We start from the raw sequence: 24,046 nt of genomic DNA, 5'->3' as shown, positions 1-24,046 counted from the left end.
TTGGTGGGGCAGCCGCCCACCGCCTTGGAGAAGCTCGCCATGTCCTCGAGCCGGCCCCCGACCTGGGCGCCGTAGAGGTCGACCGAGGAGCGCCCGATGGTGATGACGTCGAGTGTCGGCTGCGCCATGCGGGCCCCCCCCTGAGCGGCGACGGATCAGGCTCCGCGTCGCCGCGCCGCCCTCCCGTTCATGGCAGAACGAAATACCCTTTCTGTTTTTGGGTCAAGGCGGAATGGATGGACCGGATGTGCGACGTCCTCCAACGCTTGAGCCTCGGCCGTGCGGCGGACGGCGGCCATCGGTCGCCCGCCCCGGCGCGATCTGCCTTCCCGCCATACCGCCCTGCCACCTAACCACGGGCGCGACCGTCGGGGGATGGCGCCCTTCTCCCCTCCGGGGAGAAGGTGCCCGCCAGGGCGGATGAGGGGTCTTCATCCGCCCGCGACCTCTCTTCCGGCGCTTCGCGCCACCTTCTCCCCACAGGGGAGAAGGGCGGAACCCCCGGTAGCGGGAATGTTGATCAAGGCTTGCCAATTCAAGGGAAGGGGGCCCGTCCCCTCTCCCTCACTCGTTCGGGAAGTGGCAGGCCGCCATCCGCCCGTCGCCCACGTCCCGCAGCGCCGGCGGCTCGATCCGGCACCGCTCCTGCGCCTTGGGGCAGCGGGTGTGGAAGCGGCAGCCGGGCGGCGGGTTGAGGGGGCTCGGGACGTCGCCCTTGAGCACGATGCGCCGGCGCCGCGCTTCCCCGGCATGGGCGACCGGCACGGCGGAAAGCAGGGCCTCGGTGTAGGGGTGGGCCGGGCGGTGGAACAGCGTCTCGGTGTCGCCGGTCTCGACGACGCTGCCGAGATACATCACGGCCGTGCGGGTCGAGATCTGCCGCACCACCGACAGGTCGTGGGCGATGAACAGGTAGGTGATGCCGAGCCGGTCCTGCAGGTCCATGAACAGGTTGATGATCTGCGCCTGCACCGACACGTCGAGTGCCGACACCGATTCGTCCGCCACGATCAGCGAGGGCTCGAGCGCGAGGGCCCGGGCGATGCCGATGCGCTGGCGCTGGCCGCCCGAAAACTCGTGCGGGTAGCGATCGAGGTGTTCGCGCGCGAGGCCGACGAGGTCCATGAGGTCGTGCAGCCGGTCGCGGATCTCGCCCCGGCCCCGCGCCCGGCCGCCCGGCCCCGGGTGGACGCGCAGCGGCTCGGTGATGAGGTCGGCGACGCGGCGGCGCGGGTTCAGCGACGACGACGGGTCCTGGAACACCATCTGCAGGCGGGGCCGCAGCGGGCGGAGCGCGCCCTCGCCGAGATGCGTGATGTCCCGCCCCTCGAACCGCACGGCGCCGCCCGACACGTCGTAGAGCCGCACGAGGCAGCGGCCGAGCGTGGACTTGCCGCAGCCCGACTCGCCGACGAGCCCCAGGGTTTCGCCGCGCGCGACGGCGAGCGACACGCCGTCGACGGCGCGCAGCACCTGCGGGCCGCCGGGCGAGAAACGGCCGCCGAGGGTGAAGTGCTTCGACAGGTTCTCGGCTTCGAGCAATGCGGCGGTCACGCGTCGGCGCCTTCCGGCACGAGGGTGCAGCTCACGTCCTGGCGGCCGCGGCGGTAGAGCGGCGGGTCGACCCGGCAGCTGTCATGACGGTGGGCGCAGCGGGGGCCGAAGGGGCAGCCGTCCGGCCGGTCGGCGGGCGAGGGCGGGGCGCCCGGGATGGCGGGCAGGCGGCGCGGCTTCGCCCCCGCCATGGGCGGGATCGAGTCGAGCAGCCCCACCGTGTAGGGATGGCCGGGGGTGGCGAAGAGGTCGGGCTTGGGGCCCCGCTCCACCACCTTGCCGGCATACATGACCATGACGCGGTCGGCGATCTCGGCCACGACGCCCATGTCGTGGGTGATGAACACGATCGAGGAGCCGTGGTCGCGCCGCAGCTGTTCGACCAGCCGCAGGATCTGCGCCTGCACCGTCACGTCGAGCGCCGTCGTGGGCTCGTCGGCGATGAGCAGCGACGGGTTGCAGGAGAGCGCCATGGCGATCATGGCGCGCTGGCGCATGCCGCCCGACAGCTGGTGGGGATAGCGATCCACCTGGATGGCCGGGTTCGGCATGCCCATCTCGCCCAGCAGGTCGACGGCGCGGGCGCGGGCCTGCCGGCGGGTGAGGCGCGAATGGGCCTGGACCTGTTCGGCGATCTGCCAGCCGATCGTGTAGACGGGCGTCATGGCGCTCATCGGGTCCTGGAAGATCATGGCGATCTCGTCGCCCCGGACCTTGCGGAGTTCGCGCCGCGGCAGGCCCACGAGCTCGCGGCCGCGGTAGCGGATCGAGCCCGTCAGCACGGCGTTGGGGTCGTCGATGAGGCCCATGACGGCGAGGCTGGTCAGCGACTTGCCCGAGCCCGATTCGCCCACCACCGCCAGGATCTCGCCCGGCGCCACCGTGAAGGACAGGCGGTCGACGGCGCGCAGCAGGCCGCGCTCGCTGCGGAAGGACACGCAAAGGTCCTCGACGCGCAGCAGGGGTTCGTCGGCGGCCTCAGGCACGGGCGAGCCTCACGCGCGGGTCGAGGGCCGCATAGAGGAGGTCGACGACGGCGTTCGACGCCACGACGAAGAAGGACGCATACATGACGGTGGCCATGATCACCGGGAGGTCGAGGTTCTGCAACGCGTTGAAGGTGAGGAAGCCGACGCCCTGCAGGCCGAAGACGATCTCGGTCAGCAGCGTGCCGCCGCCCACGAGCGCGCCGAAGTCGAGCCCGAACAGCGACACGAAGGTGACGAGCGAGGTGCGCAGGGCGTGACGCACGAGGACGCGGCCCTCGCCGAGGCCCTTGGCTCGCGCCGTGCGGATGAAGTCCTCGTGATAGGCCTCGATCAGGCTCGCCCGCAGCACCCGCCCGTAGAGCCCGATGTAGAGGATCGCCAGCGTCACCCAGGGGATGACCAGCGCCTTGAACCAGCCCACGGGGTCCTGCGTCAGCGGCACGTAGCCCAGCGCCGGCACCCAGGAGAAGAACCAGCTGTCGTGGTAGCGGCTCTGGGTGATGAGGTTGGCGACTTCCCCCACCCAGAAGACCGGCATCGACACGCCGACGAGGCCGAGGATCATCAGGGCGCGGTCGACGATCGTGCCGCGGGTCAGCGCCGCCGTGACGCCGATGGCGACCGACACCGCGACCCACAGCACCGCGGCGCCGATCAGCAGCGACAGCGTGACCGGCACCGCCTGCAGGATGCTGGGGATGACCTTCTGGCCGCGGTTGACGAAGGAGGTGAGGTCGCCCGTCACGAAGAGGCGCTTCATCAGCAGCAGGTATTGCACCCAGAGCGGCTGGTCGAAGCCGAAGTCGTGGCGCACGGCGGCCAGCACGTCGGGCGAAGCGTTGCGGCCGGCGATCCGCGCCGCCGGATCGGCGCCGGGCGTCGCGAAGAAGATGAGGAAGACCAGCACCGAGATGCCGGCCATGACGAAGACCATCTCGCCGAGGCGGCGGAGCAGCACGAGCGCCACGGCCTAGCGCATCTTGAGCTTGGCGCGGGGGTCGAGCGCGTCGCGCACACCGTCGCCGAGCACGTTGAGCGCCAGCACCGTCAGCACGATGGCGACGCCGGGCGCGATGGCGACGAGGGGCCGGGTATAGAGGAGGGACTGGCCGTCCTCGATGATGGTGCCCCAGGAGGCCTGGGGCGACTGCACGCCGATCGACAGGAACGACAGCGCGCTCTCGATGATCATGTTGAGCGCCATGGTGAGGGGGGCGAAGACGATCAGCGTCGTGGCGACGTTCGGCAGGACGTCGACCCGCAGGATGCGGCCGCGCGGCACGCCGAGGCCCCGGGCGGCGAGGACGAACTCCGTCCGGCGCAGCTGCAGAACCTGGCCGCGGATGGGCCGCGCCACATAGGGCACGTAGACGAGCGCGATGATGAGGATCGGCAGCAGCAGGCTGTCCGACCCGATCGTGACGGGGCCGATCACGAGGCCGTGGCCGATCGTGACGACGGACAGCGAGATGGCCAGCAGGAAGACCGGGAAGGCCCACAGGATGTCGAGCAGGCGCGACAGCACGATGTCGATCCAGCCGCCGAAGAAGCCCGCCACGATGCCCAGCACCGCCGCCACCACGAGCGTGATGAGCGTGGCCGAACCCGCGATGATGAGGGAGTTCTGCCCGCCGTAGAGCAGCCGCGCCATCACGTCCCGCCCCTGCGTGTCGGCGCCGAGGAAATAGGGGCCGCGCCAGGTCGGGCCGATGGGCGTCGTGCCGAAGCCGAGCCCCTCGGTCTCGGCCTGCATCACGGCGACGTCCTGGCCGTCGATGCTGACGGAGCCGCTGATGTTGGAGGCGAAGGGATCGGTGCCCGAAACCCGGGCGGCGTAGAGCGGCGCCGCCAGGCAGGCCAGCGCGATGACGAGAAGGCCGACCAGCGCCACCATGGCGGCGCGGTCCTGCCGGAGCTTGGCGGCGGCGGTGGCCCAGGGACCACGGCTCGCCCGGGGCGACGCGCCAGCCCCGATGGGGGCGGGCGCGTCTTCGGCCAGAACGGTCAATGCTTGACCCGCGTCACTGCACCCAGGCCTGCGAGAAGATGACGTGATAGGTGTCGTTGAACATCACGTTCCCGACCCGCTGCGACAGGACGTCGACCCGCTTCGGCTGGAACAGGGCGGCGGCGGGCGCCGCGTCGGTGATCTCCCTGTCGATCTTGGACCACATCGCGTTGGCGGCGGCCGGATCGGTGACGGCGGTCTTCAGCGCGTCCTTCATGTCGGCGTCGACTTTCTTATCGCACCAGCCCGCCATGTTGATGGACGAATCCGAGCCCGGGTGAAACGAGTCGCAACCGTAGAGGACGTTGAGGAAATCGGACGGTGCCGGGTAGTCGGCGTACCAGTCGGTGACGCTGATCTGGACGTTGTTGTTGGTGTTCTGGATGTAGGTGAACTGGATGTTGTGGGAAACGACCTTCAGGCTGGCGTCGTAGCCGAGGTCGCGCAGCAAGCCTTGCATGTAGGTGGCGATGGCCTTGGGCACGGCCTTGTCGTCGCCGATGAGCGTGACCTTCTGGCCCTTGGTGCCGGATTCCTCGATCAGTTGCTTCGCCTTGGCCATGTCGGGCGCCGTCCAGCCCTTGCCGGCCCCGGCGTCCTTGGTGAACGGGCAATAGGTTTCATGGCCGGCCATGCCGACGGGCAGGTGCTGGCAGAGGGGCGTGGCGAGGTTCGGCCCGCCGAACAGAGCCACCAGCGCCTTGCGGTCGACCGCATAGGCCACGGCGTGGCGCGCCTTCTCGTTGTTGAACGGCGCCATGTTGACGTTCATCGGAATGTAATAATACGCCTGAAGCGTGTGCACCTTCACCTGCTTGGCGAATTTGGTGCCGAGTTCGGGCAGGCGGTCGCTCGGCGGGTCGTCGAAGGTCCAGTCGGCCTGGCCGTTCTCGACCGCGGTGAGGCCGGCCTGGTCGTCGAGGCCGAAGTTGTAGTCCATGGCGTCCACGTAGCCGTCCGGCTGGGCGTCGACGCTCCACTGCTTGAAGTTCGGGTTGCGGACGATCTTCATCCCGTGGTCGGGGTCGTAGCTCTGGATCATGTAGGGGCCGGTGGCGGCGGCCGGCATCGTGCCGAGGTCCTTGGCGGCCGTGTCGGCCGGCAGGATCGAGGCATGCGGCACCGACAGCTTGTCGAAGAACTCCGCGTCGGGCTGGGTCAGGTGGAACGTCACGGTGCGGGCCTTGTCGTCCGCCACGACGCCGTCCTTCAGCGAACAGGTGGCGGGCGTCTTCAGGCAGGCATCGGCCCCGACGATGCCGTTGTAGAAGGAGCCGGCCGTCGGGCTCGACACCTTGAAGATGCGCTCGAACGAGGCGACGACATCGGCCGGCGTCACGTCCTTGCCGGTCGAGAACTTCACGCCGTCGCGCAGCTTGAACACGTAGGTCTTGCCGCCGTCCTGCGGGGCGGGGATGGCCTCGGCGAGGTCCGGCACGATGGTGTTGCCGTCCGCCCCATCGACCTTCTTGAAGGCCAGAAGGCCGTCGTTGGTCAGCGACAGGAGCTGCCAGAACTCCAATTCGTAGTTGATCATCGGGTCGATCGTGCCGGCCGAGCCATGCGCGTTGAGCTTCAGCGTGCCGCCGCGGTGCTGCTTCATCAGATCCGCCCGGTCCGGCGCGGCGCTGGCCGCCGTGGCGGAGACGCTCAGCGCCAGGGCGGTCGTGGTCAGCAAGGTGCTCAATCGCATGTTGGTCCCTCGGCGGTGGCGCGACGGCGGCACGGGCCTCGTCTCTGCCTAAAAGCTAATCATACTGCTTGAGAAACCCGCCGACGCAATCCATGCAGGCCGCCCGCTCCTCGACATGCGGCATGTGGGACGAGTCGGGGAAGACCGTCCAGCGCACGTCGGGGATGAGATCGGCGAAGGGTTGCACCGTGGCGGGGGTGGCTTCATCGTGGCGCCCCGAGATCAGCAAGGTCGGTGCCAACACGGCCGGCAGCCTTTCTACAACCGTCCAGTCGCGCAACGTGCCGATGACGTGGAACTCGTTGGGTCCGTTCATCGTGCCGTAGACGGTGGGGTCGGACGCCATGGCGGCGAAGGTGCGGGTGACCTCGGCGGGCCAGGGGTCGAGGCGGCACACATGCTCGCGGTAGAAGGCCTGGGTGGCGGCCTCGTATTCGGGATGGGCCGTGGTGCCGGCCGTCTCGTGGCGCAACAGCGCTTCCTGCACGGCGGGCGGCAGCGCCGACCGCAGCCGGTTCGCCTCCGACACCCACAGGGCCATGGAGGCCGGCGAATCGGCGATCACCAGCGCTTTGAGGCCGGGCGGGCGCCGCACCGCATATTCCGCCCCCAGCATGCCGCCCCAGGACTGGCCGACGAGGTGGTGGCGCGCCGCGATGCCGAGGTGGGCGAGGAGGTTGTCGAGTTCGGCGAGGAACAGCGCCACGGTCCAGAAATCGGCGCCGCGGTCGCGCAGATGCGTCGAGCGCCCGTTGCCGATCTGGTCGTAATGGACGACGGCCCGGCCGTCGGCGGCGAGGTCCTTGAAGCTGTCCACGTAATCGTGCGTGCAGCCCGGGCCGCCGTGCACCACCACGACCGGAGCCCGGCCGGCGCCGAGGTCGCCCGTCACGCGGTACCAGGTCTCGTGGCCGCGGAACGGCGCGACGCCTTCGATCACCTGCATGCAGTCCTCCGTCGATGGCGGCCGCGACCCGGCCGCGTCGCGGAGCTTGCCACCCCGGCGCCGGCCGCGCCATGCCCGGCCGGCCTGCGGCGGGACATGGGGCCGGTCAGAAGCCCGACGGGTTGCTGGTGAAGCTGCGCGGCGCCGCGCCGATGACGGTGGCGGTGCCGTTCGACACCTGGAACACCGCGAGGCCGCGCTCGCTTGGCCCGTCGGCCCGGAAGCGGAACAGCCCGTCGGCGCCGTTGAAGCCCGACGTGTTGGTGAGGGCTTCCGCCGAGAAATGCGGCGTCGTCGGCGCATGGGCCAGGGCGGCGGCGACCGAGACGGCATCGTAGGACAGCGTCGCCACCCGGGCCGGTTCGGAACCGAACTTGGCCCGGTAGCGCCCGGCGAAGCCCGCGAACCCGGCCGTCTCGGTGGCGGCGAACCAGGCGCCCTGGAGCGCGGGAAGCTTCAGCACGGCGGGCTCGCCCCACAGGTTCGACCCGAGGATCTGCACCTTCGTGCCGTCGATGCCGCCCGCCGTCAGGGCGGCCGCCACGGCCGGCATGTCGTCCGGCGTGTCGGGGATGATGAGCGCGTCGATGCGGGGCAGGGCGGCGGCCATGCGGCCCACGCCCTCGGCGGGGCTCGACGGCTTGTAGCGCTCGACAGCCTCGACGCGGACGCCGAGCCGGGCGGCGGCGGACTGGATCTCGGCCAGGGCCACGTTGCCGTAGTCGTTGTCCGGCACCAGGGCGCCGAAGCTGTGCTTGCCGCGCGAGGCGGCGAATTCGACCTCGCGGTCGACATAGCCCTCGATGAGGAACGACAGCAGGTAGACGCCGCGCGACGCCGAGGCGGAATCGGTGGAGAAGCCGATGATGGGCTTGTCCGCCGCCTTGGCGACCTTGGCGGCTTCGCGCAGGTCTCCCGCCGTCACCGGGCCGAGGATCATCTCGGCGCCCTCGGCCACGGCGGCCTGCGCCGCCTCGCGGGCGCCGTCCGGCGTCGACCGGTCGTCCTTGACGAGGATCTGCAGGTCGGTGGTGCCGGCATCGACGAAGGCGAGCTCGGCCGCGTTGCGCAGCGAGCGCCCGAGGTTCGAGGCCGCGCCGTTCTGGGTGAGAGGCAGGATCAGGGCGACCTTGACGGGGCCGGTGCCGATCGCACCCGGCTGGGCGCTGCCGGCGAGGGGGCTCGACCGGACGGGGCTCGTGGGTGCGGACAGAGGCGGCGGCGGTTCGGCGGCGACGCGCGGATGCTCCCCGCCGCCCATCTGCCCGCAGGCCGAGAGCAGGGACGCCAGAGCCAAGGCGGCCGCGGAGGCCCTGATGGAACGTGCCGACACCAAACCGCATCTCCCCCGGGAACGCCGCGCGCAACCGGTCCCGGCCCGTGCATGGCGTCAGCCTAGCAGCTTCGCGGGCGCGAGGCCACCGCCGGTGGTGCCGGCAGGGCGCCCGTGGCGCGCCGGCGGGCTTGCCAGCCGCGGGCCGCCGCGCCACACAGGGCGCATGACGGTTCACCACAGCGACGAGACCGGTCCCGGCGAGCGGCGCCGGGAGCGGGGCTTCACGGCCTTCGGCGGGCGGGTCGCCGCCCCGACGCCGGAGCCGGGCCTCCACGTCGTGGCGACGCCGATCGGCAACCTCGGCGACATCTCGCTGCGGGCTCTCGGCGTGCTGGCGGGGGCCGATGCCGTGCTGGCCGAGGACACGCGCGTGTCGCGCGTTCTGCTGAACCACTACGGGATCGACACGCCCCTCGTCGCCTACCACGAGCACAATGCCGCCGCGGTGCGGCCCCAGATCCTGGCGCGGCTGGCGCGGGGGGAAACGCTGGCGCTGATCTCCGACGCCGGCACGCCGCTGGTGTCCGATCCCGGCTACAAGCTGGTGCTCGACGCCGTCGCGGCCGGCGCCGGCGTCACGGCCGTGCCGGGCGCCTCGGCCGTCATGGCGGCGCTGGTGCTCGGCGGCCTGCCGACCGACCGCTTCTTCTTCGAAGGGTTCCTGCCGGAGCGGAGCGGCGCCCGGCGCACGCGCCTCGCCGACCTCGCGGCCGTGCCGGGAACGCTGGTCTTCTTCGAATCGGCCCGGCGCCTCGCCGATTGCCTCGCCGACGTCGCGGCCGTGCTCGGGCCGCGCCCGGCGGCCGTGGCCCGCGAACTCACCAAGCGCTTCGAGGAGGTCCGCCGCGGCACCGCGCCGGACCTCGCCGCCCATTACGAGGCCGAGGGCGCGCCGCGGGGCGAATGCGTGCTGCTGGTGGCGCGGCCCGAGGCCGGGCAGGCGCCGAGCGCCGACGACCTCGAGGCCCGGCTCGCCGCCGCCCTCGACACGCTGTCGGTCAAGGACGCCGCCGCCGTCGTGGCGGGCGAGACCGGCCTGCCGCGCCGGGAAGTCTATGGCCGCGCCGTGGCGCTCGCCGCCGCCCGCCGGCCCCGGTGACGCGCGGACCGCGCGAGCGGCGCCGGGCCGGGCGGGCCGGGCGCCGGGCCGAGTGGATGGCGGCGGCGCTGCTGGTGCTGAAGGGCTACGGCATCGTGGCGCGCGGCTTCTCGGTCGCCGGAGGGGAAATCGACATCGTGGCGCGGCGGGGCGGCACCGTCGCCTTCGTCGAGGTGAAGGCGCGCAACTCGCAAGGGGCGGCACTCGCCGCCATCGATGCCGCCAAGCGCCGCCGCATCGCCCGGGCAGCCGCGGTCTGGCTGGCGCGAAACCCCTGGGCCATGACGGCGACGCTGCGCGGCGATGCCGTGCTGGTCGTGCCGGGGCGCTGGCCGCGCCACGTGGTCGACGCCTTTCCGGTGCCGATCGGCTGACCGGCGCCGGGCCCCGTCAGAACACCAGGCGTGCCCCCACGATGAACAGCGTGACGGCGAGCAGCGGGCGCAGCACCCGATCCGGGACGCGGGGGGCGAAATGGCTGCCGATGGCGATGCCCGGCAGCGAGCCGATCAGCAGCGAGCCCAGGAGCGGCCAGTCGACCGCCCCCACGAACCAGTGCCCGGCGCCCGCCACGAGGGTGAGCGGGACCGCATGGGCGATGTCCGACCCCACGATCCGCACGGTCGGCATGCGGGGGTACAGCACCAGCAGCACCGTGACGCCGATGGCGCCGGCGCCGACCGACGTCAACGACACCATGACGCCGAGGAACAGGCCCAGCATCACCGTCAACGCCAGCGTCTGCCGGTCCGTCAGACGTTCGCTCAGGCCGGCCAGCCGGGCGAGCAGCCAGGTGCGGGCGAGCAGCGAGACGGCCGTGAGGATGAGGGCGATGCCGAGCGCCAGGCTGATGGTCGACGCCATGTGCGTCGTGCCGGTGCCGAACCAGGCCAGCGCCAGCAGCGTCACGCCGGTGCCCGGCAGGCTGCCGCAGGCGAGACGGCCGACGATGCGCCAGTCGACGGTGCGGTTGCGACCGTGCACCAGGGTGCCGCCGCTCTTGGTCAGGCCGGCGTAGAGCAGGTCCGTGCCGACGGCGGTGGCGGGGTGGAAGCCGAAGAGCAGCACGAGCAGCGGGGTCATCAGGGAGCCGCCGCCGACGCCGGTGAAGCCGACCAGCATGCCCACGGCGAAGCCCGACGCCGAATAGAGCCAGTTGACGGCATGGATCCAAGTCATTCAGGGCCTCGCGTCAGCCTGTCCGCTCCGCGGCGGAAACGCTCCGCCATCGAGCCCGGATCGGGGTCGGCCGCGGCGACGATCCGCCTCCACGAGGGGCTCCGGGCCGGGCCCCCCGTCGTGGTCGATCATCGCCTGCGTCCAGCGGCTTTGTAGACGCAACTTCGGCGGCGCGCAACGTGGGCCGCCGCGACCCGCCGCGGGCCGCCCCGCCCTGAACCATCGTGGCGGCGGGGCATTTCTCCCTCGACAGCCAGAATCAGGACCCGTCCCATGCCGATCTCGGAAGCCCGCGTCGCCACCGCCGATGGCAGCCGCTACCTGCAGCAGCTGTGCAAGCATTGGTCGCACAAATTCACCGTCGACTTCACCGCCGACAGGGGCATGATCGACTTCGGCGACGGGCGGGCCTGCGCGCTGGCGGCGGATGCGGGCGGCCTCGTCCTGCGCGCCACCGTGCCGGAAGGCGGCGACGCCGCCCGGTTCGAGACCGTCATCGCCGACCACGTGAAGCGGTTCGCCTTCCGCGAGGAGCTGACCTTCGACTGGCACCCGCTGGGCGACTGACGCCGCCCGCCGCCGCGCCGCTTGGAAGACATCCGGCCATGACCGATACCGCGAGCCCGACCGTCCTGGTCTTCGACGTCAACGAGACGCTGCTCGACATCGAGACGCTGGCGCCGCTGTTCGCGCGGGTCTTCGGCGATGCCGCCGTGCTGCGGGACTGGTTCGCCCAGACCATCCTCCACGCCGAGGCGGCGACGCTCGCCGGCCATTACCTGCCCTTCGGCCGCCTCGCCGGCGGCGTGCTGCGGATGCTGGGGACGGTGCGCGGCGTCCCGGTCGGCGAGGCCGACGTCGAGGAACTCAGGACCCGCACCCTGGCGATGCCGCCCCACCCCGACGTGGTGCCGGCGCTGCGGCGGCTCGCCGCCGCCAGGTTCCGCCTGGTGACGCTCACCAACTCGGCGCCCGACCCGGCCGTGAACCCGCTGGAGCGGGCCGGCGTCGCGCCGCTGCTGGAACGGCAGTTCACCGTCGACGCCGTCCGGCGCTTCAAGCCCGCCCCCGAGGTGTATCGGCAGGTGTCCGATGCCCTGGGCCTGCCCGGCCCGGACTTCTGCCTCGTCGCCGCGCATCATTGGGACACCGTCGGCGCGCAGGCGCTCGGCTGGGCCGGCGCGCTCGTCACGCGGCCCGGCAATGCCGCCGTGCCGGCCCTGCCGCAGCCCGACGTGACGGCGCCCGACCTCGAGGCCCTGGCCGAGGCGATGATCGGCCGCTGGCGCCGGTAGGGCGCCGCAGCCTTTTGGGGAGCCCGTGGCGGAGCGGCGTCGAGCGCGCTTTCGCCCTCGGCGCCTTCGCTCCAGCTCCGGTTCGGAAGCCGATACGGCTCCAGGCCTACGACGGTCGCGCCGGGCAGCGTGTCACGGGGCGGCAGGACACAGTCCCGGATCCGCACGGTTCGAGAGCACGTGGCGGCCGCGCGACGGGTCGTCGGTCCACAAGCACAGGCGCGGGTGGGCGGCCGCAGGCGTCCCAGGCGCCAGCGACACGGTGAGCGTGAAGCCGCTGAGCCCGAGGCCGGCGTCGCCCAGCGCCGCCGCCACGTCCGGGCGCGACGTGCGAACCATGGCGAGGGACGTGACGGGCATGTCGGTGTCGATCCTGAGGACGCCGCTGCGGATGTCCCCCGTGAGGGTCCACCCCGCCAGCACCATTGTATCCCCGTCCCCGCCCTTCGACATGACGTCGACCCAGCCGCCCGGCGTGACACCCGTGGTCGGCACGGGCGCGAGTTCGGCGCCGGGCACGAAGAGGGCGTCGGACGAGCCCAGGGAGCAGGCGAGGTTCCCCGGCAGCAGAACGTGGGGGGTGATCACGTCCGGGGCGTCGCCGGCGACGTAGCCGACCCACCCCGCCTCGTTCCCTTCGGCCGCCTGCCTGGCGAGAGGCGGGACGAGGGCGAAGCCGGCGATCCTGTCGGCCGCGTCCGTGAGGACGAGCCGGATCTGGCCGGGGATGCCGGCGACACCGACGCGCCCCACCACCCGCCAACCGGCGGTGGGGGCCTCGCCGACGCGTTCGGCGGAGGTGACGACCCCGCGGCAGCGCGACGGATCGGCGGATTCGAAGCGGTCGCCGAGCCGCTCCCCCATCCCGTCGAGCCACGGGTCGGCATAGAACGAGGTCTTGGCGGCCTTCAACCGGCCGAGGTAGCCGAAGGTCTCGTGCGGGTCGTTCTGGATGGGCCGGAGCCGGGGAACGTCCATCACGCGCGCGGCCAAGGCCGGCAAGCCTTCGAAGCGCGCTTCGAACGTCTGTGCGGCGACGCCCGAAAAGCTGTCCTGGCTGCCCACGGCGAGCAGCGTCAGGGCCACCGGCAGGGCCCGGACGGAGGCCGAGACCCACCGGGGCCGGTGCTCGGCGGCGAACTCGACCAGCACAGCCAGGGCGACCCAGAAGACCAGAACCGGCGACGCGTACCGGCTGGACATGGCCTGTTCCGGACCGAAGACGGCGCGGCCGACCGCCGTGATGCCGACGGCCGTCAGCACGAAGCATCCCAGGGCCAGCAAGGTCAAGGAGGCCGGCGACCGGTCCCGTCGCAGGGCTGCCGCCGCCACGGCGGCGAAGGCGACCAGTCCCCACGCGCCCGCCCAACCTGCGGCCGCCACCGCGTTCCAGCCGACCAGCGCGTGGAGGCCGGCGCCGATGGGACCGCCGAGGTCCACCAGGACGTGCACGCCGAAGCGCTTTGCCCAGGTGGCGAACGTGACGGCCTCCGGATCTCGCACGATGTGATGGTAACCGTGCAGGTACAGGCCCAGCAGCGCCACCGCCATGATGCCGATGGCCGATGCGTCGCGCCGAGGTCGGCCGACCAGCACGGCGAGCGGGACGGCGATGAACGCCGCGGCGAAGCCGCTCGCCAGGGTGAAGGTCGTGCAGGTCATGGCCACAAGGATGGCGAACAGTCCCAAGGGCGTTCGCCGACCGAAGGCCACGAGGAGGAAGACGATGGCCGCTCCCAGCGTCACCCCGAAGAACTGGACCTGGAAGCCCCAGGTGAAGTTTTCCCACTGGACCGACCAGAACAGCATGCTCAGCACGAAGCCGCAGCCGAGCGCCGTGCCGGCGAGGTCGGGCCTCGCGTTCTTCGCGCGTGTGCGGATCAGCAGGATGCAGGCGACGCCCTGGATGACGAGGTTGACGGCGAGATCGAAGATGTTCCGCTCGCGGAACAGCCATCGGTCGACCATGAAGACGAAGCGGGGCAACAGGATGCGGTGTTCGTTGTGCTGTGACGTCAGCCAGTTCCAGCCGATGTCGCGGCCCGACACCAGCTGTTGCCATTGGTCCTCGATCGGCACGGGCATCCAGCAGCGCAGGACCATCCGGACCGTCGTGCACGCCACGAACACGCCGCAGCAGAACACGAGGAGCCCGACCGCAGCCATCGCGATCCGCCCCGGCGAAGCCGAGAAGGACGGGCGAAGCCGCGCCGCGAGAGCGCGACGGGGACGCTCGACCGTCGCTTGAGGCGCGTCCGTCACGGTGGCATCCCGCGATCGCTTTCCGGACCTCGCAGGGCGGGTGCTTCCGCACCGCGACGACGGCCCGTGAACTCGATCTCGATTCTCATCCGCGGGTCGGCCAGGCCTGCCACCAGCATGGTGGCGGCCGGCGGGGCGGCGCCGAACCGCGCGCGCAGCGCCGGCCAGCAGGACGCGAAATCCTCTGCCCGGGGCAGGATGTACCGTACCCGGAGCGCGTCGCCGAAGTCGAAGCCGGCGGCCGACAATGCCGCCGCGATGTTGTCGAGGGCGCGCTCGCATTGCGCCACGACGTCCTCGGCGATCGTGCCGGCCGCATAGTCGAACCCCGTCGTGCCCGACACGAAGACCCAGTCGCCGTCCACGACGGCCCGGCTGTAGCCCATCTCGGCTTCGAACCGCGAGCCCGACGAGATCCACCGCCGCTCCGGCATGCCGCTCTCCCCGATCCCGGCCGCCGCGAATCGGGCAGGGCCACCGAAACCGTATCGTCAACGAAACTTGAAAGCAACGATCTGGTCACGTTGCGCTTTGCCGCCAGCTTAACCTTGCCGAATTCCGATCACTTGCCGTTCATATTCCGGCAATCGCCAGCGGCCAAAGTCGAGATAACAGAAGGACGCAGCACCATGATGATCGAGAGCGCAATCCAGGCCGAACTGTCCGCCAATATCGTCGAGATCGCGGTCGGGTCCTCGGGCGTTTCCGCCGCCGACGTGGCCTCGCTGCACCGCCACCTCTTCGCCGACGGCTCGCTCGACCGGACCGAAGCCGAGGCGCTCTTCGACCTCGAGCGCGCCGCGCTGAGCCGCTGCGAGGCCTGGACGGCCTTCTTCGTGCAGGCGGTGACCGACCACGTGGTGTGGGGCGAGCGGCCGACCGGCCGCCTCGACGAAGGCCAGGCTGAGTGGCTCCTCGCCCAGGTCGACATGACCCGGACGCCGGCGGCCTTCGCCGTCCTGGTAAACGTCATCGACGAGGCCCAGAGCCTGCCGTCCTGGTTCGCCGGCGCCGTCAAGGCCCGCGCGGTGGCGGGCTGGCCCGGCGTGTCGCGCGGCGAGGGCGCCGTCTCGCGCCCGCTGCGACGGGCCGCCTGAGGCCGGCGGCGCGCGCTCCGCGCCTCAGCCCGAGTGGCTCATCACCAGCGCGATCACGGCGAAGAGCACGATGACGAGCACGAGGCCGCCGATCAGCACGTAGCGCACGCCGACCCCGGATTTACCGGCGCTGGCATCTGTCTTGTCGAGGCGTGTCGGGCGTTCGCTCATCGGTTTCCCTCCCCAGAGAAGCGTGCAACGGCAGCCGTGTCCGCAAGTTCCGCGCCGGGGGCCGCCGTGGGCCCGAACACGGCCTCGAACTCTGCCCGCAACAGGGCGTCGAACTCCGCCATCGCGATGGGATGACCCAAATCGACGAGGCTGGTCACGCCGTAATGGGCTTCGGCGATGCCGCAGGGCACGATGCCGGCGAAATGCGACAGGTCGGGCTCGACGTTGACCGAGATGCCGTGAAAGCTGACCCAGCGCTTGAGCCGGATGCCGATGGCGGCGACCTTGTCCTCGGCGGGCGTGCCGTCGAGGCCGGCCGGCCTGTCGGGTCGCGCCACCCACACCCCGACCCTGTCGTCCCGCCGCTCGCCGCGGATGTTCAGCCGCGCCAGCGTGCCGATGATCCAGGCCTCGAGCGCCGCCACGAAGGCCCGCACATCCGGCCGGCGCCGGTTGAGGTCCAGCATGGCATAGGCGACCCTCTGCCCCGGCCCGTGATAGGTGTATTGCCCGCCGCGACCCGTGCTGTGCACGGGGAACCGCGGCGCCCGCAGATCGCCGTCCCGCGCCGACGTGCCGGCCGTGTAGAGCGGCGGATGTTCCACCAGCCAGATACGCTCGGCCGCCGTGCCGGCCGCGATGCGGGCGACGCGCGCCTCCATGGCGGCCACCGCTTCCGCGTAGGCGACGGGCCCGTCGGCCACGGCCCACTCGACCGGCGGGCTGCCGGGCGGGGCGCGGAAGCCGGCGCGGTCGGTCCGGCGGGATCCGGCCGGCGGGGTGTCGGAAGCAGGCTCGCGCGTCGTTTCGGGCATGGCCCACCATAGCCCCGGTCGGCGAAAGCGAAAACACGTCACAATCGCGCTTGCCAGCCCCGGCCCGGTTTGTTAGTTGACGGGCCTCGCCGACCCCGGGCTCGACCCGGAGCGACACGGTCGCGGCCATGGCGGAATTGGTAGACGCGCTAGCTTGAGGTGCTAGTTGGGAAACCAGTGGAGGTTCGAGTCCTCTTGGCCGCACCAGTGACCCTCCCTCGACAGGACAGCCCCGCATCGGGTGGCCTGGTCCTCCTTCGAGGCAGTCGGTTCGAACGCTCACGCTGAGTGGCAGGCGGGGTCGACAGCCGCGACAGCCTACATCGGCGACGGCCGACATCCGCGATAGCCGACATGGATGGTTCGCCGCAACGAACTCCTACGGCGTCGGCCGATGTCACACCTCCACGCGGGCGTGCCGCCGATCGTGCCGGGCCGCGACACCGATGGCGGATGCCCCGTCCATCGCCTCGTGCGAATGCGGTGTCCTCCGCATGCCGAAGGCCGTGCGACCGGCTCGACGGGCGGTGAAATCGGCGATTGAGATCCCGGCTTGAAAAGACAACGTGGGAGTGACATAGATTCCCCGCACTTTCTGGGGGCGGAACGGTGTCATTCTCGTGTTCGATGGGCGGCATCGCCCACATCCCGTCTTGCGCACCGCGAGCGCTGCGCGATCCGGCGTGGATGCAATCGGGTGTCGATCGCGGCGGCGGGCCCGCGCCCAACTGGTGCCATCCACGCCTCTGCGATGGAGGCGCCGCCCCGCAAGGGCCATTCTGCCTCGCAGGGGCATCTCTCGACCAGAACTGCTCCATCCACCGGGCCATCCAGCCCGCTTGCAACCGGGACCGACGATGATTCTCCGCTCCGCCACACACTTCCCCGTCGCCCTCGCGGCCCTGTCCTTCCTGATGATGGCGGCCACCGCCGCCCCGGCTCAGGAGGTCACCAATCCGGATGTCGACAAGCTCAAGACCCAACTGGTCGCCATGGGCTTCAAGCCGACCGTCAAGGGCTCGACCGTCACGATCGAAGCCGCCGGCAGCCCGGTCAACTTCAACATTTCCGACGACAAGACCAACCTCTATGCCTTCATCTCCTATTCGGTGACGCCCGAACAGAGTGCGAAGGCGCCGCTGCTGAACCTGTTGGTCAAGAACGACAGCAACGCTTCCTACTTTGCCGTGCATACTCAGGATGGCAAGATCGATCAGATCAGTCTCAACCAGCGCACTGAGATGGAAGGCCTCAACGCGGTACGGCTGCGGGCCGTGGTCGACCTGCTGTCGCAGGGCGCCAGCGACGACATCTTCAACCCGACCACCTGGAAGTGAGGCGGGCGCCGCGACCCTCGGGGCGCGGCGCCGGACCGGATCAGCGGTCGAGCGGGCGGAGGGGCCGGCGCTCCTGATAGCGCTCCCGATACCGCTCCGTGCGGGGCTCGACCCAGCCGTCGTCCTGGCCGGTGAAGAACGACGTGAGGCAGCCGCCGGCCTGGAAATACGGCGTCGGCTCGCAGGTATGCTTGTTGGGGCCGAAGGAGCCGGCCTGCGAATTGTGGGCGGTGGCGGCCAGGGCCGATCCGGCTCCCGCCGTGGCCGCCAGCATCACCGCGACGGCCAGGACGTTCATTCTCGACATGCGATCGTCTCCCCTGCGACAGTCTCCGTCGATTCAACGCACGACGCTCGCCGTCGTTGCATGGGGCGGTCCGGCCGGGGCCGGCCGAGCCCGGGCGGCATTTGACGCCCGCCCGCCGCTGCGGCTATGCGCTCCCTGCGGCAGGCGCGGCGGGACCTCATGAAGAAGATCGTCACCATCGGTGAAATCGTCGTGGAGGTCATGGCGACGCAGCCCGGGCGCGGCTTCCTCGAACCACTGGCGCTGGTCGGCCCCTTCCCATCGGGCGCGCCCGCCATCTTCATCGACCAGGTGGGCCGCCTCGGCCAGCCCTGCGGCATGATCGGGCGCGTCGGCGACGACGATTTCGGGCGGATCAACACGCGCCGCCTCGCCGCCGACGGCGTCGACGTCTCGGCCATCGCGGTCGACCCTGAGGCCGCCACCGGCAGCGCCTTCGTGCGCTACCGCGACGACGGCGACCGCGATTTCGTCTTCAACATCCGGCACAGCGCCAACGGCGGCCTGGCGCTCGACGCTGCCGGGCGCGCCCTGATCGCCGGGGCCGACCACCTCCACGTCATGGGCTCGTCGCTCTTCTCCCCCGCCGTGGTGGCGGCCACCGAGGAGGCCGTCGCCGCCATCAAGGGCAAGGGCGGCACGGTCTCGTTCGATCCCAACATCCGGCGCGAACTCCTGGCGCTGCCGGGCATGCGGGCCGCGCTGACGGCGCTGCTGGCGCGCTGCGACCTGTTCCTGCCGAGCGGGCCCGAACTGCTGCTCTTCGCCAGCGCGGGCGACGAGGCCGGCGCCGTGGCCGAGATCCTGTCGGGCGGCGTCCGGGCCGTGGTGGTCAAGCGCGGCGCCGCCGGGGCCGACTACCACGACGCCGACGGCAGCTTCAGCCAGGCGGCCTTCCCGGTCGAGGAGCTCGACCCGACCGGCGCCGGCGATTGTTTCGGCGCCGCCTTCGTGGTCTTCTGGCTGCGCGGCCACCCGCCCGCCGAAACGCTGCGCTACGCCGCCGCCGCCGGCGCCCGCGCCGTGACGCGCCGCGGCCCCATGGAGGGCGCCTCCACCCGGGCCGAGCTCGACGCCTTCCTGGCCACGACGCAGGAGCGCGCCCGATGACCCCGGACGGCATCGCCGACATCGCCCGCCTGCGCCATGCCGGCACGCGGGTCGGCATCACCTCGGTCTGCACCGCCCATCCGCTGGCCATCGAGGCGGCGCTGCTTCAGGGCATCGCCGACGGCGCGCCGGTGCTGATCGAGGCGACCTGCAACCAGGTCAACCAGGACGGCGGCTACACCGGCATGACGCCGGCCGGGTTCCGCGACTTCGTGCTCGGCATCGCGGCGCGGGTCGGCTTCGACCCCGCGCGGCTGATCCTCGGCGGCGACCACCTCGGGCCGAACCCCTGGCGCGCCAAGCCGGCCGAGGAGGCCATGGCCAAGGCCGAGGCCATGATCGCCGCCTATGCGGCGGCCGGCTTCTCCAAGCTCCACCTCGACACGTCCATGGGTTGCCACGGCGAGCCCGCGGCGCTCGCCGATGAACAGACGGCGGCCCGGGCGGCGCGGCTCGCCGGGGCGGCCGAGCGCGCCGTCGCCGAAGCGGGCCTGCCGCCGCCCGTCTACGTCATCGGCACCGAAGTGCCGGTGCCGGGCGGCGCCACCCATGCGCTCGACCACCTCGAGGCGACCCGCCCCGAGGCGGCGTTCGCCACCGTGGAGGTCCACCGCGCGGCCTTCGCGGCGGCCGGCCTGTCCGGGGCCTTCGGCCGCGCCATCGGCGTGGTGGTGCAGCCGGGCGTCGAGTTCGGCCACGCCGACGTCATCGGCTACGACCCGGCGGCGGCGCGCGACCTCGCGGCCGCCTTGGAGCGCCTGCCGCAATTCGTGTTCGAGGCCCATTCGACCGACTACCAGTCGGCCGCCGCCCTGCGGGCGCTGGTCGACGACGGCTTCGCCATCCTCAAGGTCGGGCCCGGCCTCACCTTCGCGCTGCGCGAAGCGCTCTACGGGCTCGACCACGTCGCCGATGTCGTGGCGCCGCAGCCGGGCGCGACGCCGCTGCGCGACGCCATGGATCGCCTGATGCTCGCCGAGCCCGGCCATTGGCGTCGCTATTACGATGGCGAGGGCGCCGACCTCGTCGCCCAGCGCCACTTCTCCTACAGCGACCGCATCCGCTACTACTGGCCCCACCCCGACGCGCAGGCCGCCGTCGACGCCCTCATGGCGCGGCTCGGCGACCGGCCCATCCCGGAGACTCTGGTGAGCCAATACCTGCCCCGGCTCTGGGACGGGGTGCGCGACGGCGCCGTGCGCCCCGTCGCGCGGGACCTGCTGGTCGCGGCCGTGCGGGCCGCGCTCGCCCCCTACAGCGCCGCCTGCGCCTGAACCAATCCCAGACCGGGCCCGCCACCGGCCGGCCGCCACAGGAGAGAAACGCCATGCAGCTCGACGGCAAGGTCGCCATCGTCACGGGGGCCGCGCGCGGCATCGGCCGCGCCATCGCGGAGCGCTATCACGCCGAGGGCGCCAGGGTCGTGATCGCCGACCTCAACCATGCCGGCGCCCAGGCGGTGGCGCAGGCGCTGGGCCACCGGGCCCTCGGGTTGCAGCTCGACGTGACGCACCAGGATTCCATTGACGCCTTGGTGGCCCGCGTAGTCGCCGAATACGGCGGGGTCGACATCCTGGTGAACAATGCCGGCCTGTTCGACCTCGCGCCCACGATGGAGATCACGCGGGAAAGCTACCGGCGCGTCTACGCCGTCAACGTCGAGGGGCTGCTGTTCACCCTGCAGACCGTCGCCCGGCAGATGATCGTGCAGGGCCGCGGCGGCAAGATCATCAATTTCGCCTCGCAGGCGGGCCGTCGCGGCGAGCCGCTGGTGGCGATCTACTGCTCGTCGAAGGCGGCCGTGATCAGCCTGACGCAGAGCACCGGGCTCGACCTCATCCGCCACGGCATCAACGTCAACGCCATCGCGCCCGGCGTCGTCGACAACGAGCATTGGGACCACGTCGACGCGATGTTCGCCAAATACGAGAACCTCCAGCCGGGCGAGAAGAAGCGCACGGTGGGCGCCTCCGTCCCCTTCGGCCGCATGGCCCGTCCGGACGAGATCGGGGGCCTGGCGACCTTTCTGGCCAGCAAGGACGCCGACTACATCGTGGCGCAGTGCTACAACATCGACGGCGGCAACTGGATGAGCTGAGGCCCGCGGCGCCGCGCCGTTCGCGGCGCGGCGCTCAGCCCCTGTCCACCCGGTAGCGCAGCCACATCACGCCGCCCTCGCGCGGCTGGGAGGAGACGAGGCTCAGCCGCAGGCCCTTCGGGGTCTCGTCCTCCGCCGCGCCGTCGTAGTCGAACAGGGCCGGCCCCCCGGCGAGTCCGTCGACCGCCGGGGCGAGCAGCAGCGACAGCTCGTCGACGAGGCCGGCCTTGAGCAGGGAACCGTTGATGCCGCCCCCGCCCTCGACGAGCAGGCGCCGGATGCCGAACTCGCGGTTCAGCGTCTCGAGCACGCGGGCGAAGTCGATCGCGCCGCGGCCGCCGAACACGTAGGAGACGCCGTCGCGGCGCAGCCCGGCGAGGTGGCCGTCGGACACGTCCTCCGACACGACCACGACGAGGTGGTCGGCGTCGATGGCGTCGCGTCCCCAGCAAAGCTTGCCCGAGGCGTCGAGCGCCACCGCATAGCCGGGCGCGTCGCGCCGCGCGATATGGTCGGTGCGGGGCAGGGTCTCGGCGGCGGCGGGATAGGGCTCGCCCCGGGCATAGCCGCTCATCGTCACCCGGCCGCACATCCAGGCGTCGCCGTCGAGCAGGTCGTGTACCTTCTCGTACTCGCCGCGTCCCTCGAAGGGGCTCCAGCGGCTGGTTCTGATGCGGCCGTCGACCGAGGTGATCATGTGGACGGTGACGTGGGGCTTCATGGTCGGGTCTCTCCGGGCCGGAATCACTGCGGCTTGCGGAACTTCAGGACGAAGTTGTCGGGTTCGCCGACGGCCGCGTAGCGCTCCCGGTCCTGCGCGCCGAGCGCGAAGGTGGGGCCGAGCGTGGTGACGCCGTGGGGCCAGTCGGCCGTGTCCTTGGGATTGGCCTCGATCTCCGAGGCGGCCACGAAGGCGAAGCCGGCCAGTTCCGCCAGGCCCTTGGCATAGTCCTCGCGCACGTAGCCGTCCGCCGCGTGGGTGTCCTGCTCTCCGGCCCGGTTGCCGCGGTGGTCCACCAGCGCCAGGATGCCGCCGGGCTTCAGCGCCTTGTAGCAATCGACCAGCGCTTCCTCGGCGAAGCCCTGCTTCATCCACAGGTGCAGGTCGCGGTAGCTGAGGATGAGGTCGGCCGAGCCCGGGGGGACGATGTTCTCCGTGCCGGGCCCGAGCGTCGCCAGCTTCACGCCGGCGAAGAGGTCCTGATCCTCGGCCAGACGGCGCGTGAAATAGGCGCCGCGCTTGGTGGCGGCGTCGCGCTCCGGGCTGCCGGCGGGCTGCGTCTCGAGCGCCGCCACGTAGGTGCCGCCACCGTCTCGGAGGTAGGGCGCCAGGATCTCGGTCCAGTAGCCGCCGATCGGCCACAGCTCCACGATCGTCATGCCGGGGGTCAGGCCGAAGAAGGTGAGTTCGTCGACCGGATGGCGCGCGGCGTCGCGCGACAGGAAGCGCGGGTTGCGGGCCGGGCCGGCGACGGCGGCCTGCAGCGCCGGGTCGGGCGCCGCGGGAGTTTCTTGCCCCGGGGCGGCCCCGACCGACACCAGGAGCAGGGCGGAGGCGAGGGCGGAACGCATGCGGCGGACCATGGTGGACCTCAGACCCTCGCCAGCGTGTCGGCGTTGAGCCGCCAGACCGTGGCGTTGAGGAGCGCCGCCACCGTCACCCAGGCGAGATAGGGCACCAGCAGCCAGGCCGCGGCGGCGCTGACCGGGGCGAAGCCGACGATCGTGGCGAGGATGGACAGCCACAGCAGGACGATCTCTCCCAAGGCGAGGTCCGGCCGGTGCAGGCCGAAGAAGACGGCCGACCAGCCGGCGTTGAGCAGCAGCTGCACGCCGTAGGCGGCGAAGGGCAGGACGAAGAGCCCAGTCTCGCGCCAGGCGAGCCAGCCCGAAAGCGCGATGGCGATATAGAGCGGCGTCCAGACCACGGGGAAGACCCAGGGTCGCGGCGTCCAGCCCGGCTTGCGCAGGGTCAGGTACCAGGCGCCCGGCCTGAACACCACGCCGCTCGAGGCGGCGGCGAGGGCGGCGAGGACGAAGCCCGCCAAGGCCAGTCCCGAATTCATCTGCATGGCCTCGTCTCCCGGCGCCGGCGCGCCGCCGATGCGGTCCCGCGGCAGGGCATCACCGCCCGATCAATAGCACGATCGTGCCGATGAGGCAGACCACCGGTATCGCCATCTGCGCCGGGCGCAGGCGGGCGAAGTAGAGCGGCGCTTCGAGCTTGCGGGCCGCCATGGGGTCGAAGACTTCGAGGCTGATGTAGCCGAGCAGCAGCAGCACGGCGGCGGCCAACGGCAGCGCCACGGCCGTCAGCACGATGGCGGCAAAGCCCAGGCAGAACAGCCAAAGCATAGTGACGATCTGCCCGGCCGTGACGCCGCCCGGCGTGCGGAAGGACACGCCGCGGCGGACGCCCGACAGGAAGGTCAGGATGGCGCAGCCCCACAACAGCGTGATGGCGAGCGCCGCGCCGCGCCAGGGCTCGGCGGCGAGCCAGAAGGCGAGGACGCCGATGACGAACGGCACCATCGCGATATAGCCGAAGAACACGCCGAGCCAGGGCGTCTCGGCGGGTTCCGTCAGCGTGAAGGTGACGGAGGAGGGGGCGCGGTCGGTCATGGCACCTGCAACGCGCGGGAGCGGGGCGATGTTGCGCGGCGGCGGCGTCCCCGAGCCGTGACGGGATCGGACTTGGGCCGGGATGCCCCCTCAACCGCCCGAAGACTCGTCGTCGGCTCCGGGGACGC

General features: G+C 71.7%; 26 protein-coding genes and 1 tRNA gene. 10 read left to right on the top strand and 17 right to left on the bottom strand.

Annotated elements, in window-relative coordinates; translation table 11 throughout:
- Positions 1 to 564 precede the first annotated feature (564 nt).
- The 7 genes from D3272_RS14625 to D3272_RS14595 all read right to left on the bottom strand — a co-directional run bounded on the left by D3272_RS14625 (position 565) and on the right by D3272_RS14595 (position 8,523).
- Positions 565 to 1,554, bottom strand: coding sequence for an ABC transporter ATP-binding protein (locus D3272_RS14625; protein ID WP_165361360.1), 990 nt, complete (start codon positions 1,552 to 1,554; stop codon positions 565 to 567).
- Positions 1,551 to 2,540 carry an ABC transporter ATP-binding protein gene (locus tag D3272_RS14620; protein WP_129219924.1) on the bottom strand — a complete coding sequence of 330 codons (990 nt, stop codon included), beginning with the start codon at positions 2,538 to 2,540 and terminating at the stop codon, positions 1,551 to 1,553. Before D3272_RS14620 ends, D3272_RS14625 begins: the two co-directional genes overlap by 4 nt.
- Positions 2,533 to 3,510, bottom strand: a complete 978-nt coding sequence (locus D3272_RS14615; RefSeq protein ID WP_129219923.1) for an ABC transporter permease — start codon at positions 3,508 to 3,510, stop codon at positions 2,533 to 2,535. Before D3272_RS14615 ends, D3272_RS14620 begins: the two co-directional genes overlap by 8 nt.
- 3 nt (positions 3,511 to 3,513) lie before the next feature.
- Positions 3,514 to 4,551 (bottom strand): ABC transporter permease, encoded by a 1,038-nt coding sequence (locus tag D3272_RS14610; RefSeq protein WP_245496579.1) that lies wholly within the window; start codon positions 4,549 to 4,551, stop codon positions 3,514 to 3,516.
- 13 nt (positions 4,552 to 4,564) lie between these two features.
- A complete protein-coding gene (locus D3272_RS14605; RefSeq protein ID WP_129219922.1) occupies positions 4,565 to 6,244 on the bottom strand; it encodes an ABC transporter substrate-binding protein in 1,680 nt (559 codons plus the stop codon).
- Between the two features lie 55 nt (positions 6,245 to 6,299).
- Positions 6,300 to 7,190, bottom strand: a complete 891-nt coding sequence (locus tag D3272_RS14600; RefSeq protein WP_129219921.1) for a proline iminopeptidase-family hydrolase — start codon at positions 7,188 to 7,190, stop codon at positions 6,300 to 6,302.
- A gap of 106 nt (positions 7,191 to 7,296) precedes the next feature.
- Entirely contained in the window at positions 7,297 to 8,523 is a 1,227-nt protein-coding gene (locus D3272_RS14595; protein ID WP_245496578.1) for a penicillin-binding protein activator, read from the bottom strand.
- Positions 8,524 to 8,689: 166 nt separating this feature from the next.
- On the opposite strand from D3272_RS14595, the gene rsmI reads away from it, so the two are divergent.
- Positions 8,690 to 9,625 (top strand): 16S rRNA (cytidine(1402)-2'-O)-methyltransferase, encoded by a 936-nt coding sequence (gene rsmI, locus D3272_RS14590; protein WP_129219920.1) that lies wholly within the window; start codon positions 8,690 to 8,692, stop codon positions 9,623 to 9,625.
- A complete protein-coding gene (locus D3272_RS14585; RefSeq protein WP_281010946.1) occupies positions 9,622 to 9,999 on the top strand; it encodes a YraN family protein in 378 nt (125 codons plus the stop codon). Before rsmI ends, D3272_RS14585 begins: the two co-directional genes overlap by 4 nt.
- A 16-nt stretch (positions 10,000 to 10,015) precedes the next feature.
- Here the strand turns inward: D3272_RS14585 and D3272_RS14580 are convergent, their stop codons facing one another.
- Positions 10,016 to 10,804, bottom strand: coding sequence for a sulfite exporter TauE/SafE family protein (locus D3272_RS14580; protein WP_129219919.1), 789 nt, complete (start codon positions 10,802 to 10,804; stop codon positions 10,016 to 10,018).
- A 273-nt stretch (positions 10,805 to 11,077) separates the two neighbouring features.
- Between D3272_RS14580 and D3272_RS14575 the strand changes: the two genes are divergently transcribed.
- Both D3272_RS14575 and D3272_RS14570 read left to right on the top strand, forming a co-directional pair.
- The gene (locus tag D3272_RS14575) at positions 11,078 to 11,371 is read left to right on the top strand and encodes a DUF2218 domain-containing protein (protein ID WP_129219918.1); all 294 of its coding nucleotides are present in this window, start codon (positions 11,078 to 11,080) and stop codon (positions 11,369 to 11,371) included.
- Positions 11,372 to 11,409: 38 nt separating this feature from the next.
- Complete coding sequence (locus D3272_RS14570; RefSeq protein WP_129219917.1) at positions 11,410 to 12,099, top strand: haloacid dehalogenase type II; 690 nt, start codon at positions 11,410 to 11,412, stop codon at positions 12,097 to 12,099.
- 132 nt (positions 12,100 to 12,231) lie between these two features.
- Here the strand turns inward: D3272_RS14570 and D3272_RS14565 are convergent, their stop codons facing one another.
- Together D3272_RS14565 and D3272_RS14560 are read right to left on the bottom strand one after the other, a co-directional pair.
- Entirely contained in the window at positions 12,232 to 14,265 is a 2,034-nt protein-coding gene (locus D3272_RS14565; protein WP_129219916.1) for a hypothetical protein, read from the bottom strand.
- A 92-nt stretch (positions 14,266 to 14,357) separates the two neighbouring features.
- Positions 14,358 to 14,795 carry a RidA family protein gene (locus D3272_RS14560; protein ID WP_129219915.1) on the bottom strand — a complete coding sequence of 146 codons (438 nt, stop codon included), beginning with the start codon at positions 14,793 to 14,795 and terminating at the stop codon, positions 14,358 to 14,360.
- A 195-nt stretch (positions 14,796 to 14,990) separates the two neighbouring features.
- On the opposite strand from D3272_RS14560, the gene D3272_RS27355 reads away from it, so the two are divergent.
- A complete protein-coding gene (locus D3272_RS27355) occupies positions 14,991 to 15,458 on the top strand; it encodes a hypothetical protein (protein ID WP_165361359.1) in 468 nt (155 codons plus the stop codon).
- Positions 15,459 to 15,482: 24 nt separating this feature from the next.
- Here the strand turns inward: D3272_RS27355 and D3272_RS27350 are convergent, their stop codons facing one another.
- Both D3272_RS27350 and lipB read right to left on the bottom strand, forming a co-directional pair.
- Positions 15,483 to 15,629 (bottom strand): hypothetical protein, encoded by a 147-nt coding sequence (locus D3272_RS27350; protein ID WP_165361358.1) that lies wholly within the window; start codon positions 15,627 to 15,629, stop codon positions 15,483 to 15,485.
- Positions 15,626 to 16,444 (bottom strand): lipoyl(octanoyl) transferase LipB, encoded by an 819-nt coding sequence (lipB, locus tag D3272_RS14550; RefSeq protein WP_129219913.1) that lies wholly within the window; start codon positions 16,442 to 16,444, stop codon positions 15,626 to 15,628. The genes D3272_RS27350 and lipB overlap by 4 nt, the downstream gene beginning before the upstream one ends.
- Positions 16,445 to 16,566: 122 nt before the next feature.
- Here lipB and D3272_RS14545 point away from each other — a divergent pair.
- Positions 16,567 to 16,651: transfer RNA gene (locus D3272_RS14545), tRNA-Leu, on the top strand.
- Between the two features lie 650 nt (positions 16,652 to 17,301).
- Entirely contained in the window at positions 17,302 to 17,781 is a 480-nt protein-coding gene (locus tag D3272_RS14540; RefSeq protein ID WP_129219912.1) for a hypothetical protein, read from the top strand.
- A gap of 40 nt (positions 17,782 to 17,821) precedes the next feature.
- Here the strand turns inward: D3272_RS14540 and D3272_RS14535 are convergent, their stop codons facing one another.
- Positions 17,822 to 18,088: a hypothetical protein gene (locus D3272_RS14535; RefSeq protein WP_129219911.1), complete on the bottom strand. Its 267-nt coding sequence runs from the start codon at positions 18,086 to 18,088 to the stop codon at positions 17,822 to 17,824.
- Positions 18,089 to 18,247: 159 nt separating this feature from the next.
- On the opposite strand from D3272_RS14535, the gene D3272_RS14530 reads away from it, so the two are divergent.
- Genes D3272_RS14530 through D3272_RS14520 form a run of 3 tightly spaced genes read left to right on the top strand, consistent with a single transcriptional unit; the run spans position 18,248 to position 21,296 of the window.
- Positions 18,248 to 19,198, top strand: a complete 951-nt coding sequence (locus D3272_RS14530; protein ID WP_129219910.1) for a tagatose kinase — start codon at positions 18,248 to 18,250, stop codon at positions 19,196 to 19,198.
- Positions 19,195 to 20,472 carry a D-tagatose-bisphosphate aldolase, class II, non-catalytic subunit gene (locus D3272_RS14525; RefSeq protein WP_129219909.1) on the top strand — a complete coding sequence of 426 codons (1,278 nt, stop codon included), beginning with the start codon at positions 19,195 to 19,197 and terminating at the stop codon, positions 20,470 to 20,472. The genes D3272_RS14530 and D3272_RS14525 overlap by 4 nt, the downstream gene beginning before the upstream one ends.
- A 53-nt stretch (positions 20,473 to 20,525) precedes the next feature.
- Positions 20,526 to 21,296: an L-iditol 2-dehydrogenase gene (locus D3272_RS14520; RefSeq protein ID WP_129219908.1), complete on the top strand. Its 771-nt coding sequence runs from the start codon at positions 20,526 to 20,528 to the stop codon at positions 21,294 to 21,296.
- A 34-nt stretch (positions 21,297 to 21,330) separates the two neighbouring features.
- On the opposite strand, the gene D3272_RS14515 is transcribed toward D3272_RS14520, so the two are convergent.
- The 4 genes from D3272_RS14515 to D3272_RS14500 are packed head-to-tail and all read right to left on the bottom strand — an operon-like array spanning position 21,331 to position 23,918.
- Complete coding sequence (locus tag D3272_RS14515) at positions 21,331 to 22,017, bottom strand: dihydrofolate reductase family protein (RefSeq protein ID WP_129219907.1); 687 nt, start codon at positions 22,015 to 22,017, stop codon at positions 21,331 to 21,333.
- Between the two features lie 23 nt (positions 22,018 to 22,040).
- A complete protein-coding gene (locus D3272_RS14510) occupies positions 22,041 to 22,868 on the bottom strand; it encodes a class I SAM-dependent methyltransferase (protein ID WP_207210218.1) in 828 nt (275 codons plus the stop codon).
- A 20-nt stretch (positions 22,869 to 22,888) separates the two neighbouring features.
- The gene (locus tag D3272_RS14505) at positions 22,889 to 23,368 is read right to left on the bottom strand and encodes a TspO/MBR family protein (RefSeq protein WP_129219906.1); all 480 of its coding nucleotides are present in this window, start codon (positions 23,366 to 23,368) and stop codon (positions 22,889 to 22,891) included.
- 52 nt (positions 23,369 to 23,420) lie between these two features.
- Positions 23,421 to 23,918 carry a DUF3429 domain-containing protein gene (locus D3272_RS14500; RefSeq protein ID WP_129219905.1) on the bottom strand — a complete coding sequence of 166 codons (498 nt, stop codon included), beginning with the start codon at positions 23,916 to 23,918 and terminating at the stop codon, positions 23,421 to 23,423.
- Between the last annotated feature and the right edge of the window lie 128 nt (positions 23,919 to 24,046).

The organism is Lichenibacterium ramalinae (assembly GCF_004137085.1).
Classification (GTDB): domain Bacteria; phylum Pseudomonadota; class Alphaproteobacteria; order Rhizobiales; family Beijerinckiaceae; genus Lichenihabitans; species Lichenihabitans ramalinae.
This window is presented reverse-complemented; position numbering and strand designations above follow the sequence as displayed.

Bases quoted from the DNA above. Each gene is read 5' to 3' on its own strand.
- D3272_RS14535 (WP_129219911.1), bottom strand. From the start codon at position 18,088: ATGTCGAGAATGAACGTCCTGGCCGTCGCGGTGATGCTGGCGGCCACG.
- D3272_RS27355 (WP_165361359.1), top strand. From the start codon at position 14,991: ATGATGATCGAGAGCGCAATCCAGGCCGAACTGTCCGCCAATATCGTC.
- D3272_RS14540 (WP_129219912.1), top strand. From the start codon at position 17,302: ATGATTCTCCGCTCCGCCACACACTTCCCCGTCGCCCTCGCGGCCCTG.
- D3272_RS27350 (WP_165361358.1), bottom strand. From the start codon at position 15,629: ATGAGCGAACGCCCGACACGCCTCGACAAGACAGATGCCAGCGCCGGT.
- D3272_RS14580 (WP_129219919.1), bottom strand. From the start codon at position 10,804: ATGACTTGGATCCATGCCGTCAACTGGCTCTATTCGGCGTCGGGCTTC.
- D3272_RS14605 (WP_129219922.1), bottom strand. From the start codon at position 6,244: ATGCGATTGAGCACCTTGCTGACCACGACCGCCCTGGCGCTGAGCGTC.
- D3272_RS14500 (WP_129219905.1), bottom strand. From the start codon at position 23,918: ATGACCGACCGCGCCCCCTCCTCCGTCACCTTCACGCTGACGGAACCC.
- D3272_RS14510 (WP_207210218.1), bottom strand. From the start codon at position 22,868: ATGCGTTCCGCCCTCGCCTCCGCCCTGCTCCTGGTGTCGGTCGGGGCC.
- D3272_RS14530 (WP_129219910.1), top strand. From the start codon at position 18,248: ATGAAGAAGATCGTCACCATCGGTGAAATCGTCGTGGAGGTCATGGCG.
- D3272_RS14565 (WP_129219916.1), bottom strand. From the start codon at position 14,265: ATGGCTGCGGTCGGGCTCCTCGTGTTCTGCTGCGGCGTGTTCGTGGCG.
- D3272_RS14525 (WP_129219909.1), top strand. From the start codon at position 19,195: ATGACCCCGGACGGCATCGCCGACATCGCCCGCCTGCGCCATGCCGGC.
- D3272_RS14575 (WP_129219918.1), top strand. From the start codon at position 11,078: ATGCCGATCTCGGAAGCCCGCGTCGCCACCGCCGATGGCAGCCGCTAC.
- D3272_RS14600 (WP_129219921.1), bottom strand. From the start codon at position 7,190: ATGCAGGTGATCGAAGGCGTCGCGCCGTTCCGCGGCCACGAGACCTGG.
- rsmI (WP_129219920.1), top strand. From the start codon at position 8,690: ATGACGGTTCACCACAGCGACGAGACCGGTCCCGGCGAGCGGCGCCGG.
- D3272_RS14560 (WP_129219915.1), bottom strand. From the start codon at position 14,795: ATGCCGGAGCGGCGGTGGATCTCGTCGGGCTCGCGGTTCGAAGCCGAG.
- lipB (WP_129219913.1), bottom strand. From the start codon at position 16,444: ATGCCCGAAACGACGCGCGAGCCTGCTTCCGACACCCCGCCGGCCGGA.
- D3272_RS14515 (WP_129219907.1), bottom strand. From the start codon at position 22,017: ATGAAGCCCCACGTCACCGTCCACATGATCACCTCGGTCGACGGCCGC.
- D3272_RS14520 (WP_129219908.1), top strand. From the start codon at position 20,526: ATGCAGCTCGACGGCAAGGTCGCCATCGTCACGGGGGCCGCGCGCGGC.
- D3272_RS14505 (WP_129219906.1), bottom strand. From the start codon at position 23,368: ATGCAGATGAATTCGGGACTGGCCTTGGCGGGCTTCGTCCTCGCCGCC.
- D3272_RS14570 (WP_129219917.1), top strand. From the start codon at position 11,410: ATGACCGATACCGCGAGCCCGACCGTCCTGGTCTTCGACGTCAACGAG.